The sequence below is a fragment of the Paucibacter sp. XJ19-41 genome, from assembly GCF_028462495.1.
Lineage (GTDB): Bacteria > Pseudomonadota > Gammaproteobacteria > Burkholderiales > Burkholderiaceae_C > Roseateles_E.
Genome location: NZ_JAQOWX010000021.1, coordinates 30,613 through 43,216 on the forward strand (window position 1 = coordinate 30,613; position 12,604 = coordinate 43,216).

The 12,604-nt window shown below is 69.2% G+C and carries 13 protein-coding genes; 5 read left to right on the forward strand and 8 right to left on the reverse strand.

Annotation, left to right across the window (positions count from 1 at the left end; genetic code table 11):
• Positions 1–11: 11 nt before the first annotated feature.
• From PO768_RS07815 to PO768_RS07825, 3 genes are read right to left on the reverse strand one after another with little or no spacing between them, the layout of a single operon-like run.
• Positions 12–746 carry a substrate-binding periplasmic protein gene (locus tag PO768_RS07815; RefSeq protein ID WP_272645598.1) on the reverse strand — a complete coding sequence of 245 codons (735 nt, stop codon included), beginning with the start codon at positions 744–746 and terminating at the stop codon, positions 12–14.
• Between the two features lie 49 nt (positions 747–795).
• A complete protein-coding gene (locus tag PO768_RS07820; RefSeq protein ID WP_272645599.1) occupies positions 796–1,710 on the reverse strand; it encodes a LysR family transcriptional regulator in 915 nt (304 codons plus the stop codon).
• 45 nt (positions 1,711–1,755) lie between these two features.
• A complete protein-coding gene (locus tag PO768_RS07825) occupies positions 1,756–2,529 on the reverse strand; it encodes an SDR family oxidoreductase (RefSeq protein ID WP_272645600.1) in 774 nt (257 codons plus the stop codon).
• Between the two features lie 164 nt (positions 2,530–2,693).
• On the opposite strand from PO768_RS07825, the gene PO768_RS07830 reads away from it, so the two are divergent.
• The 3 genes from PO768_RS07830 to PO768_RS07840 are packed head-to-tail and all read left to right on the forward strand — an operon-like array spanning position 2,694 to position 4,090.
• Positions 2,694–2,879 carry an oxidoreductase-like domain-containing protein gene (locus PO768_RS07830; RefSeq protein WP_262969862.1) on the forward strand — a complete coding sequence of 62 codons (186 nt, stop codon included), beginning with the start codon at positions 2,694–2,696 and terminating at the stop codon, positions 2,877–2,879.
• Between the two features lie 16 nt (positions 2,880–2,895).
• Positions 2,896–3,528: a hypothetical protein gene (locus PO768_RS07835; RefSeq protein WP_272645601.1), complete on the forward strand. Its 633-nt coding sequence runs from the start codon at positions 2,896–2,898 to the stop codon at positions 3,526–3,528.
• 49 nt (positions 3,529–3,577) lie between these two features.
• Complete coding sequence (locus PO768_RS07840; protein ID WP_272645602.1) at positions 3,578–4,090, forward strand: hypothetical protein; 513 nt, start codon at positions 3,578–3,580, stop codon at positions 4,088–4,090.
• 13 nt (positions 4,091–4,103) lie between these two features.
• Here PO768_RS07840 and PO768_RS07845 read toward each other — a convergent pair whose 3' ends face one another.
• The 5 genes from PO768_RS07845 to PO768_RS07865 form a co-directional block, all read right to left on the reverse strand.
• Positions 4,104–4,520, reverse strand: a complete 417-nt coding sequence (locus PO768_RS07845) for a hypothetical protein (protein WP_272645603.1) — start codon at positions 4,518–4,520, stop codon at positions 4,104–4,106.
• Positions 4,521–4,536: 16 nt separating this feature from the next.
• Positions 4,537–5,010: a glycine zipper 2TM domain-containing protein gene (locus tag PO768_RS07850; protein ID WP_272645604.1), complete on the reverse strand. Its 474-nt coding sequence runs from the start codon at positions 5,008–5,010 to the stop codon at positions 4,537–4,539.
• 135 nt (positions 5,011–5,145) lie between these two features.
• Positions 5,146–7,098, reverse strand: a complete 1,953-nt coding sequence (locus PO768_RS07855; RefSeq protein ID WP_272645605.1) for a MacB family efflux pump subunit — start codon at positions 7,096–7,098, stop codon at positions 5,146–5,148.
• A gap of 2 nt (positions 7,099–7,100) precedes the next feature.
• Positions 7,101–8,318 carry an efflux RND transporter periplasmic adaptor subunit gene (locus tag PO768_RS07860; protein ID WP_272645606.1) on the reverse strand — a complete coding sequence of 406 codons (1,218 nt, stop codon included), beginning with the start codon at positions 8,316–8,318 and terminating at the stop codon, positions 7,101–7,103.
• Complete coding sequence (locus tag PO768_RS07865) at positions 8,305–9,684, reverse strand: efflux transporter outer membrane subunit (RefSeq protein ID WP_272645607.1); 1,380 nt, start codon at positions 9,682–9,684, stop codon at positions 8,305–8,307. Before PO768_RS07865 ends, PO768_RS07860 begins: the two co-directional genes overlap by 14 nt.
• 571 nt (positions 9,685–10,255) lie before the next feature.
• Here PO768_RS07865 and rsgA point away from each other — a divergent pair.
• Positions 10,256–11,341, forward strand: coding sequence for a ribosome small subunit-dependent GTPase A (rsgA, locus tag PO768_RS07870; RefSeq protein ID WP_272645608.1), 1,086 nt, complete (start codon positions 10,256–10,258; stop codon positions 11,339–11,341).
• 69 nt (positions 11,342–11,410) lie between these two features.
• Positions 11,411–12,604 (forward strand): serine hydrolase domain-containing protein (locus PO768_RS07875; RefSeq protein ID WP_272645609.1); only part of this gene is annotated, 1,194 nt, incomplete at its 3' end.

Sequence of the window (12,604 nt, forward strand, 5' to 3'; positions counted from 1 at the left end):
CGGCAAGCCCTTCACACATGCCTGGCCAGTATCTTCGCCAGCTCGGGGCGGCGCTTCTCGGCAGCGGCCTGCCACAGCCGGAGTTCAGCATCGGGGTAGTTCCGGGAAGCGGCCAGCCAGAGCGTGACATCGGCGAGCACCGCGCCCTCGCGGATCCGGCTGCGCGCGATGCCGGCCTCCTTCAGCGCGGCATACACCGAGCAATCGGCCGTCAGCACGGCCGGCAGACGCTCGTGCATCAGCATGCGGATCGCGACCTCAGTGCTCGCCAGGTGCTTGATGCGCTGGAAACCCGCCGAGCGATAGGTCTCCTCCAGGCCCGGGGCGTTGAGAATGCCGATCTCCAGCGCTCTGGCGCTCTCGATCGAGGCAATGTCGTGCCCGCTGCCGCTGCGCGCGAACAGCATCAGCCGCACCGGAATCAGCGGCACCACCCAGCGCAGCAGATGCTCTCGCGAGGGCAGGCGGGCCGGAGGAATGATCAGGGCCGGCCCCTGGGACGCCAGCTCCCGAAACGCCCGCACCAGCGGAGCAAGGACGGGATCGAGCGTGAAAGGCAGATCCCTGGCGATCTCGCTGACCATCTCGTAGGCCACGCCGGCCGGCGCACCGTCGGCGCCCCGATGGGAGTAAGGCGCGGTGTTGCCGACGAAGATCGCCCGGCTATCGGCCGCCTTGCCGGGGGCAGCGGCCTTGGCCGGGCCCGCAAGCAACAGGGCCGAGGACAGGAATTGGCGGCGCTCCACGGCAAGCTCCTGACGGTCATGACTCGGTGGGTCAGGCCCCGATTCTGTCTCATCCCCCTTCCAGATGTGGCGCCATCAAGGCGGAAAACCACTCGACGAAGGCGAGCAGGCGGCGCGAGCGCTGGCGCCGGTGCGGGTAGAGCAAGGAGACCGGCATGGCCGGCGCCCGATGCGCCGGCAGCAGCTCGACCAGCTCGCCCCGGTCGAGCAGCTGCGGCACATCAAAACGCGGGATCTGTATCAGCCCCATGCCGGCCCGGCAGGCGGCGATATAGCTCTCGGCATTGTTGACGATGACACGGCTGGGCGGCGCCAGCAGCTGCAGGCCCTGTGCAGCGTCCAGAACCTCCCAGGGCAGCTCCCGGCCGCTGGTCGGCGAGGCATAGCCCACCGCCCAGTGCCCGCCCGTCATCAGGTCTTCAGGCGTCTGCGGCTGGCCGTGTTCGCGCAGATAGGCCGCGCTGGCACAGTTGACCAAGGCAACACGGCCCAGCGGCCGCGCCACCAGGCTGCTGTCATGCAGCGCCCCGACACGCACGGCACAGTCCACGCCCTCCTGGACCAGGTCGATGGCGCGGTCGGTGGAGCCCAGCATCAGCTGCAGCCGGGGATAGCGCCGCAGCAGACCCGGCAGCGCCGGGGCGATCAGGCGCCGGGCGATGCGGCTGGGCACATCGATCCGCAGCAGGCCGCCGACCTGGCGCTGGCTGCTCTGGAAAAGCTGCTCGACCTCCTCGGCCTCGGCCAGCAAGGGACGCAGGCGTTCGAGCAGCTGCGTGCCGTCGGTCGTCAGGTGGACCTGCCGCGTCGTGCGGTTCAGCAGGCGGGCACCGACCTTCTCCTCCAACTGCTGGACGGCGGCCGACACGGTGGCGCGGGGCAGATCGAGCGCATGGGCCGCCTTGATGAAGCTGCCCATCTCGGCCACCTGCACAAAGACGCGGTACTGATCGAGCTTGTCCATGCCCGCATTTGACCCTGAGAAGCCGGCCGGGGCCCCCTCCCTTCGCTACTTGGTCGTGTAGCCGCCGTTGATCAGCAGGGTCTGGCCGGTGATCCACCAGCCCTCGGACACCAGGAAACGGATGAAGGGCACGACATCCTCGATATCGGTCAGGCCGGTCTTGGAGAACTTGGAGAGGGCCGCGGCGGTCTTGTGATAGGCGACCGCATCCGCACCTTCGGCCGGATAGAAGAAGGGCGTGTCCATCGGGCCGGGGCCGACGGCCGTCACCGAAATGCCGCGCTCGCCGAACTCCTTGGAGGCCGCACGGGTGAAATGCTCGACCGGCGCCTTCAGGCCTTCATAAGCCGAGTAGAACGGGGTGTAGGCGCCCAGCAGCGAGGTGACGATGGTGCAGACCTTGCCGTTGTCATTCAGTTGCCGGCCGGCCTCCTTCAGGAAGAAAAAGGCCGTCTTGGCGTTGACGGCGCTCATCTCGTCGTACTCGGCCTCGGACACCTCGGCCATGGCCTTCTTCAGCACCTTGCCGACCGTGTTGATCGCGATGTCGGGGCGACCCAGCGCCGCGCTCGCATCGGCGAAGAGCTGCTCCACCGCCTGGGCGCGGGTCAGGTCGGCCTGGAAAGCCACGGCCCTGGCGCCCAGCGCCTCGACGGCCGCCACGGTCTGCTCGGCCTCGGCCTGGCTGGCGGCGCTGTTGTAATGGATCGCGACCGCCTTCGCGCCGTGGCCGGCGAGGTCGCGCGCAATCAGGCCGCCAAGATTCTTGGCGCCGCCGGCGATGAGAACGGTCTTGCCCTTGATGGAATGGTCTGCCATGAGGATCTCCTGGGTGGTGGCGTCGAAGGACAGCGCAGTCTAGGCAGCGCTGCCGCGAAGATCAGCCCAGCCCCGCTGGATGGACTATCCAGAAAACGCGACCAATGCGGCCGCACGGTGCAGGCGCGGGCTGATCGCTAGCCGCAGCAGCGACAATCCCGCCCATGACGTCCCCCGCCGCCACCGATCCCGACCCCATGCCCCAGCCGCCGGTGCCGCCCGACCTCGATGCCTGCTGCGGCAATGGCTGCGAGCCCTGCATCTTCGACCTGCATGACCTGGCGATGGACCAGTACCGGCAGGCCATGCGGGCCTGGCGGGCGCGGCAGGAAGAGCCGGGCAAAGCCTGAAACCGGGAGCCCGGGCATGCCGATCTCCGAATCCGTGCTGAGCAGGCTGCAGGCGCAGGGCGCGCCGCGGTCGCACATCGAGCGCCTGTACGGCCTGACCGCCCTGGCCGAGGGTGACTCCCGTTGGCTGGCCATCGTCCTGGTCGGCTCCTATGCCAAAGGCTGTGGCGACCGGGTGTCGGACCTGGACCTGGTGGCCATAGCCGCCCCGGGGCAAGGCGCCGCGGTGCTCCAGGCCGCCCATCAGTGGCTCGGCCGCTCGGAAGTCCTGAACCAGTTCGGCGGCAGGCATGCCGGCGGCGGCGCGTTTCACAAGCTGGTCTATCTGGACTTCTCCAGCGTCGAGTGCCATGTCTTCGAGCCCGGCACGACATTCCGGCTGAAGCGCCCCTATCTGTCGGTCTGGGATCCGCAGAACCTGCTGGCGGCCTACGTTGCCGACGGCGAGCCGATTCGCCCCGAAGACTTCGCCGCCTACGAGTACGGCGACGACGGGCTGATCTGGGAACTGGTCGATTGCATCAAATGGCTGTCCCGAGGACGCAGCGCGCTGGCGAAGACCCATATCGAGAAGCTGGCCGCTGAACTCGGCAAGGAGCGCCGCGCAACAACTGAAACCACAGCGTCGCCACAGGCGAAGCCGCGCTGATACCGCATCAGCTCAGAGTTCGGTTCACCGCCAAACTCCGAGACCTCCGATGCCCTCCTTCACTTCACGATGCGCCCTCGCGCTGGCCGCCACGCTCGCCGGACTGGCAAGTGCAGCCGCCGCCGAGATCAAGGCCGATGACGCACAGCTGGCCCGGCTGGCCGTTTGCGCCGACTCCTGGTACGAATGGAATCAACAGGAGCCGCAGCGCATGCGCGGATTCGCCCAGGCCTTCCAGGCGCGCTTCACCCAGGTGCCCAAGGAGCCGGCCTTCGACCCGAAGGCGCCGCTGACGGTGCTGGGGCTGCCGGTGCTGCAGGCCTTCCCGGGCAGCGTCGGCATGGGCCTGGGCTTCTCGCTGAGCGTGCGCGCCGGCTTTGCCGAGGCGCGCCAGGCGATGGAGCAGCAGCTGGGCCGGGCCATGCAGTGCGAGCGCAGCGAGGGCGCGATGGCCTGCGAGCTCAAGCTCGGCGAGAAGAAGACCGCGATGCTGATCGCGCCGCTGCAAGGCGACAGCCGCCAGCCGACACTGCTGGGCTGCTACTACTTCTACCAGCCCTGAACAGGCCGCCCGCTCAGGGCGGCGCGTTGATCGTGCTGATCGCGAGTTTCGGGGGCTTGCCCGCTGCGGTGAACCAGACCCGGCCGTCGCCCAGCATCACGCCCTGCCAGTTCGAGAACAGGCCGTCGACGCGAGCCTCGGCAATGGTCTTCTTCAGCTCGGGCCCGAACACCGCCTCGTAATGGGGCAGCAGCTCCTCGGCCTTCTTCAATCGCAAGACCTTCTTGCCGTCCCAGACCCGGCAGGGGCAGGCGAACAGCGCCGCGACGGCGGGACGCGCGTCGCGCTGTACAGCGCTCTGCAACGCCGACAACAGCTGCCGCACCTCGGGCTCGCTGGTGCCAGCGACGGCGAAAGCCTCGTTGCTCTGGGCCCAGCCCCATGAGGGCAGCAAGGCCAGCAGCATCAGTGCTATTTTCTTGTGCATCATCGCTGCGGCCTGCTCATCAAGGCGCCAGACGCACCGTGATCGTCGCGCCGGGCTGGCGATCCAGCGTCGTGACAAAGCGCTGACCGTCCAGCTCATAGGTGACCTGGTAGCGCTGCACCTCGACCTGCTCGTAATGGACCACCGGGTCGCAGCGCTCCTTGACCACCACATGGTCGCGCGCCTGGGCGGCGTTCTGTGCCACCCCCATGCCCACCGCCGCCCCGATGCCGGTGGCGGCGGCCCGGCCGTGGCCATGACCGAAGCCGCTGCCGATCAGGCCGCCGATGATGGCGCCGGCCACCGAGGGGCCCAGCGTGTCGCGATGGTGGGTCACGACCTCGACATCGCGACACTGTTCCACATTGCGCGGCCGCATCTCCTGCGACAGGATGGGCACCACCTGCACCACCTTGGCATCGATGGTGGGGCGCGGTTGCGCGCCGACCAGGGCGGGGATCAGGGCCAGCAGCGACAGCGACAGCTTGTTCATGACGTTCTCCATGGCATAGGCTGAAAAGGCCGGTCGAGTATAGGCAAGCAAGACCACGGCCGGCCAGCAAGGGCCGCCACCTCCACCCGACAGGGGACAGCGGCAGCGGCTCGCAGGCCCTTGCTTCTGCAAGCCTCAGGGCCGGGCCAGCGCTTCCACAGGGTCAAGTCTTGCCGCGCTGCGCGCTGGCAGGAAGCCGAAGACCACGCCGATCAGGGTCGAGACCGCGAAGGCGCCGATGATGGCGCTGCTGGAGAACACCATGCGGAAATCCTTGACGAAGTGATCGAACAGCGCGCCGGTGCCCAGCGCCAGCGCCACGCCCATCGCGCCGCCGAGCACGCAGACCAGCACCGCCTCGATCAGGAACTGGCGCAGGATGTCGCCCTGGCGTGCGCCCACCGCCATGCGCACACCGATCTCCTGGGTGCGCTCGGTCACCGAGACCAGCATGATGTTCATCACGCCGATGCCGCCCACCAGCAGCGAGATCAAGGCAATCGACGAGATCAGCAGCGTGATGGTCTGCGTGGTCTGCTCGATGGTCTGGCGGATGCTGTCGGTATTCATCAGGAAGAAGTCTTCCTTGCCATGGCGCTGAGCGAGCAGCCGGGTGATGCCCTGCTCGGCCACCGTGCTGGCCACCGCGTCGCTGACCCGCACCGTGATGCTGCGCAGATAGTCCTGGCCGGTCATGCGGCTCATCGCGGTGGTGTAGGGCAGCCAGACATTGAGCGCGTCGGCGTTGCCGAAGGCGCTGCTCTTCTTCTCGGTCACGCCGACGATGCGCAGCGGCACGCTGCCCAGCAGGATCACCTCGCCCAGTGCAGGCTCGCCATTGGGGAACAAGGTCTTGCGCGTGTTGTCGTCGATCACCGCCTCCTGGGCCTGCAGGCGCACCGCGTCCGCGTCGAAGGCCTGGCCGGCCGCGAAGCTGTAGCCGCGCACGCGGAAGAACTGCTCGCCGACCCCGCTGATGCTGGCCGAGACATCGACATTGCGGTAGCGCAGGCCAGCGTTGACGCTGACGGTCGGCGTCACGCTGTCCACATAGCCGAGCTGGGCCAGCGCCTGCGCGTCGCCCGAGCGCAGCGTGCGGATCGCGCCGGCGCGCCGGTCGCCGAAGCCGCTGCCGGGCATGATGTCTATGGTGTTGGTGCCCATCGCGCTGATGTCGGACAGGATGCGCTGGCGCGAGCCCTCGCCCAGTGCCACCACCGACACCACCGAGGCGATGCCGATGATGATGCCCAGCATCGTCAGGAGGGTGCGCAGCCGGTGGTTGACCATCGCACGCAAGGCCATGCGCGTGGCCTCGCCGATGCGGCCGACCAGGGCGCCCAGGGCGCTGCCCGGCTTGGCCAGCGCCTCGCGCTGCAAGCGCGCCGGCGCTGGCGCGTCTGATTTGCGCCGGTCGGCGACGATCTCGCCGTCGCTGATCTCGATGACGCGCTGTGCATGGGCGGCGACCTGGGCGTCGTGGGTCACCAGGATGATGGTGTGGCCGTCGGCATGCAGCTCCTCGAGGATCTTCATGACCTCCTGGCCGCTGGCCCGGTCCAGCGCACCGGTGGGCTCGTCGGCCAGGATCACATCGCCGCCATTCATCAGCGCCCGCGCGATCGAGACCCGCTGCTGCTGGCCGCCCGAGAGCTGGCCGGGTCGGTGCTGGGTGCGCTCGGCCAGGCCCAGCCGGGCCAGCAGGCGCTGGGCGCGCTCGTGGCGCTGGGCTGCGGCGGTGCCGGCATAGATGGACGGGATCTCGACATTGCCGACCGCGCTGAGATCGCCCAGCAGCTGGTAGCGCTGGAAGATGAAGCCGAAATGCTCGCGGCGCAGCCGCGCCAGCGCGTCGGGCGCCATTTCGCCGGTCTCCTGGCCGGCCACCTTGTAGCTGCCGCGGGTCGGCCGGTCCAGGCAGCCGAGGATATTCATCAAGGTGGACTTGCCCGAGCCCGAGGGCCCCATGATGGCCACCATCTCGCCGGCCTGGATCTCTAGATCGACATTGCGCAGCACCGCGACGACGCCCTCGCCGGCCGGGAACTCGCGCGTCAGGCCGCGCACCTCCAGAAGCGCTGTGCTCATGCTCAGAACATCCGCACGCCGCGCGAGCGCGGCATCGCCGAGGCGCCAGCCGCACCCGCCTCGCTGGTGATGACCTGCTCACCGGCCTTCAGCCCGTCCAGCACCTGGGCCTGCACACGGTTGTTCAGACCGATGCGCACGGTCTTCTCGACGATCTTGCCCTCACCCTCCAGCACCTTCACGCGGTAGCTGCCGTCACGCGCGCGTTGGCCCCGCGCTGCGCTGGGCAGGGTCAGGACTTGCTGGGCCCGGGCCAGCACGATGGTGGTCTGGGCCGTCATATTGATGCGCAGCTTGCCCTCGGCGTTGGGCACGTCGAAGATGCCGTTGTAGTAGATCGCGCTCGTGGTGCTGGTAGAGGCCGAACTGGTGGCGCTGGTCTCGCTGGCCAGGGTCGTCGGCCCCGGCTCGACCGCTCGCAGCTTGACCTCGATGCGCCGGTCCGGCTCGCCCAGCAGGCTGAAGTAGACCGGCATGCCGGGCTTGACCTTGGGCACATCGGCCTCGGAGATCTGGGCCTTGACCGTCATGGTGTCCAGCCTCGCCAGCTTGATGATGGTGGGGGCCGACTGGTTGGCATTGACCGTCTGACCCTGCTCGGTGACCACGGCCACGACCACGCCGTCCATAGGCGCGGTCACCCGGGTGTAGCCCAGATTGACCTTGGCCGTGTCCTCGGCGACGCGGGCCTGGGCGATCTGGGCCTGCTGGGCGGCGATCTCGGCCGTCGTGGTGCTCAGCGTGGCCTCGGCCGCCTCGAGGTCGGCGCGGGTGCCGGCATCGATGGCCACCAGCTCGCGCAGCCGCGCGGCCGCCAGCGTGGCCTGCTTCAGCGCGGCCTGGCGTGCGGCCAGCTGGGCCTGGGCGCTTTGCAGCGCGGCCTGGGCATTGCGCAGATTGTTCTGCTGGGTCAGCGCGTCGATCTCGGCGATCAGCTGGCCCTGCTTGACGGTATCGCCCAGAGCCACATGCAGACGCTTGACCTCGCCGGTCACCTGCGCGCCGACGCTGACCAGCTTGTAGGCGCCGATGGTGCCGGTGGCCAGCACGCTGTCCTCGATATCGCCCAGGGCCACGGCGGCGGTGGCCACCTGGGGCGCGGGCGGCGGCGTGAACCAGAAATGTTTGACCGCGAAGCCGGCGGCCAGCAGCACGGCGAGCAGGATCAGCCAGCCCCAGGACTTCATCAGGTTCTTCAGCGGCATATCAACGTCTCTCATCATCATTCCAGCCACCGCCCAGCACCTTGTAGAGCGTGATGCGGTTGCTTTGTTCGGTCAGACGCAGCGCGATCAGCGCCTGCTGCGAGGCGTAGAGCGAGCGCTGTGCGTCGAGCACCTCCAGCCGGGTCGTGCTGCCGGCGCGGAACTGCGCTTCGGCCAGGCGCAGCTGGCGCTCGATGGCTTCGTTGAGCGAGCGCTGGGCGGCCAGGCGCTCGGCCAGGGTGGCGCGCTGGGCCAGCGCATCGGCCACCTCGCGGAAGGCGGTCTGCACCGCCTTGTCATAGCCGGCCAGCGCGATCTCGCGGTTCAGCTCGGCCACCTGCACCTGGGCGCGGCTGGCACCGCCATCGAAGATAGGCAGGGACAGCGAGGGGCCGAAGCTCCAGCTGCCGCTGCCCGACTTGAACAGGCCCGACAGCTCTCGGCTGGCGCTGCCGGCCGAGGCGGTCAGCGAGATGCGCGGAAAACGCTCGGCGCGGGCCACACCGATATCGGCCAGGCTGGCGCGCAATGCGTGCTCGGCCGCCAGCACATCGGGGCGGCGCTGCAGCAGGCTGGACGGCACACCGGCAGGCAGCTCGACCAGGGCGCTGACGGCGCCTAGGGCCTCGTCGGCGCGCGGCAGCAGCTCGGCCGGCACGGCCGCGCCGAGCAGCAGTTCCAGCGCGTTGCGGTCCTGCGCGATCAGCGTCGCGTAGTTGGCGATCTCGACCCGGGCCGCATCGACCGAGCTCTGCGCCTGGGCCAGCGCCAGCCCGGTGATCGCACCGAGCTCGTGCATGCGCTGGGTCAGCGCATAGCTGCGCTGGCGTGTGTCCAGGGTCTGCTGAGCCAGGCGCTGCCGCTCCAGATCGGCCGCCAGGCTCAGCCAGGCATTGGCCGTCTCGGCCACCAGGCTGATCTGCACGCTGCGGCGTGATTCGTCCGTGGCCAGATAGCTCTGCAGCGCCGCCTCGCCGAGGTTCTTGACACGGCCGAACAGGTCCAGCTCGAAGCCGGCCAGGCCAACGCTGGCCGACAGGCTTGTTCCGTTGTCGGAGCGGCTGGCGCCGGCGCCGAGATTGACACTGGGCAAGCGGGCCGCATCGCTGATACGGGACTGGGCGCGGGCCCGCTCGACATTCAGCGCCGCGACGCGCAGATCGCGGTTATGGGTCAGGGCCAAGCCCACCACCGCGCGCAGGCGCGGATCGCTGAAGAAGGCGCGCCAACCCAGCTCGGCAGCCTCACTCGCCGCCGGTTGAGCGGCCTGGTCTGCATAAGGCACGGCGGGGTCGGGTCTTGCATAGGGCGGGGCCAGATCGGCACAGCCGGCCAGCGAAACCAGGGCCGGCAGCAGCCATCGGGGGGAGAACAAGCGCATGGGCATCGCCTTTGTGAAGACAGGGCCATGATGGCAGAGCCATGTACCGGTCCCTTGAAGCCTGTGTAAAGAACTGCGGACCAAGACTGGATCGCCATTCCCTTGCTTCTCGTCAAATCACCGTCACAAAGCGCGTGCACAATGCGAAGCACTGAGACAAACAAAACCGGCTGCAGATTGGGCAGAGCTCTGGAACCCGTCACCAGCGTCACTCAGTAACACCGTCTTGCCACATCGGTGGCATGTCCGGAAGCCACGAGGGCCACACCGCAAGGTGGTGGCCCTTTGCTTATGGGGCTGTGGCGACAGACCCACGCCGATGCTTGACGCTGCCCGTCCGAGCGCCGCACACTGCGCTCCTTCATCCACCCACACAGGAGTCCGCTATGGCTGCACATGATCTTGCCCTGCCGCTGTCGGCCGACATCCTGCTGGCTCTGGGCTGCGCGAACGCCTGAGTTTGCGAGCGCCCCGCCGCTGGTGAGCGGCCGACAACACGACGACCTTCCCGCCCGATGCTGCGTGCATCGGCCAGGGTTTCCTTCGTTCGCCTGTTTGTCATTCCATCACCATGCTCACCACCACCCTTATCGAGGCCCTGCGTCCGCTGGGCCTGAACCTGTCCCTGCTTCCTCAACTCGCCCAGCTTGACTGGCGCCAGGACGCCACGCTGTGGCGCATCACCGAAGTCCAGCGCGACCAGCTGGGCCTGCAATCCGAACAGGGCGCCTGCCGCGCCCGCGCACTGCCGGCGCTGCAACAGGCCTTGTTCGCCGACTCGCGCCAGCTGGCCGTCGGCGACTGGGTGCTGGCGCGCCGCAACGCGCTGGGCGAGACCTGGGTGCACGAGTTGCTGCCGCCGCTCAACAGCCTGAGCCGCCGCGACCCGAACGGCCAGCGCCAGGCCCTGGTCAGCAATGTCGACACCGCGCTGCTGCTCATGGGGCTGGACCATGACTTCAACCTGGCCCGGCTGGACCGCTATCTGGTGCTGGTGCGCGGCTCGGGCGTGCCGGCCGTCGTCGTGCTCAGCAAGGCCGATCTGTGCCGCGATGTGGCGGCCCGGGTGGCCGAGCTGCGCGAGCATCTGGCGCTGAGCCGCAATGCGGTGATGGACGTGCTGGCGGTAGACGGCACGCAGGCCGGCACGCGCGCGCAACTGGCACCCTGGCTGGGCCTGGGCCAGACCCTGGTGCTGCTGGGCTCCAGCGGCGCCGGCAAGTCGACCCTGACCAACACGCTGTGCGAGGTGGCGCTGCAGGACACCGGCGGCGTGCGCCAGGACGACAGCCGCGGCCGCCACACGACCACGGTGCGCAGCCTGCACCGCACGGCCGACGGCGCCTGCATCATCGACACGCCGGGCCTGCGCGGCCTGCAGATCGATGCCAGCGCGGCCGAGCTGGATCAGGCCTTCGACGATGTGCTCGGCCTGGCCCGCGAATGCCGCTTCCGCAACTGCACGCATGGCGACGAGCCCGGCTGCGCGGTGCGTGCCGCGCTGCCGCCGGCGCGGCTGAAGAGCTATCAGAAGCTGCAGCGCGAGGCCGGCCGCGACAGCATGGGGCCGCTGGAACGGCGCGCCCGGCTCAGTGAGTGGAAGGCGCGCGGGCGGGCGGCGCATGCGCACATACGCTCGAAGCGAGGTGAGGGATGAGCGGTGCGGCGCTCGCACGGCGCTGCCCGAACCGCATGCGACACTGGCTCGACACAGGAGATGCCCGCGATGAAGACCGATCTGCACAGCAAAGTCGATGCCCTGTTTGCCGACCTGGCCGGTCGTGCGGTGCCAGGTCTTGCCGTCGGCGTGCTGCGCAAGGGCGAGGTGCTGCTGAACCAGGGCTACGGCCTGGCCAGCCTGAGCCAGCTCACGCCGATCCGCGGCGACACGCGCTTTCGCATCGCCTCGGTGTCCAAGCAGTTCACCGTGGCCGCAGCCCTGCTGCTGGAGCGGCGCGGCCTGCTGAGCCAGGACGACGATGTGCGCAGCCATGTGCCCGAGCTGGCGGCCCTGCCCGAGCGCGTGACGATAGGCCATCTGATGCGCAACACCAGCGGCCTGCCGGATGTGCTGGAGCTGCTGCGCCTGGGCGGCGTCAATCTGGACCAGCGGGTCGACCGGGCCGGCCTGCTGGCCGCGATGGCGCGCAACAGCCATCTGAACTTCGCGCCCGGCAGCCGCTTTCTCTATTGCAATAGCGGCTTCGCGCTGCTGGGCCTGATTGTCGAGCGGGTCTCCGGCCAGAGTCTGGATGCCTTGCTGCAGGCCGAGTTCTTCGGCCCGCTGGGCATGGGCTCGACCGCGATGCTGGTCGAAAGCGATGTGCCGCTGCCGGGCCTGGCCTCGCCCTATCTGCCGGATGGTCAAGGCGGCTGGCGGCGCGCCCAGCACGGCTTCGAGCATGGCGGCGAAGGCGGTCTGGTCTCCAGCGTGCCGGACCTGCTGCTGTGGGCGGCCCATCTGCTGCAGCCGACGCCGGGCGTGGCCGATCTGGCCGAGGCGCTGGGCGCGCGGGTGCCGCTGAACCAGGGCGCGGACTCGCCCTATGCCTATGGCCTGGAGCACAGCCGCCTGGACGAGTTCGCGGCGCTGGGCCATGGCGGCCTGTGGCCCGGCTACCGCACCGAGTTCCTGCTGCTGCCCGAGGCGCAGCTGGCCGTGGTCGTGATCAGCAATGACGGGGCGCAGAACCCCTACAAGATCGCCCGCGACATCGCCCGGCTGGTGCTGGACCGGCCGGCGCCGGCGCCCCGCCCGGATGCCGCAGCGGCCCTGCTCGGCACATGGCTGAACGCCGAGCAGGGCCAGCTCTTCGAGCTGAGCCTGCAGGGCGGGCGGCTGATGGCCCAGCAATGGGGGGCCAGCTTCGAGCTGCAGCCCGAGGCCGAGGGCCGCTGGCTGCCGCGGCGCGGCGCCGAT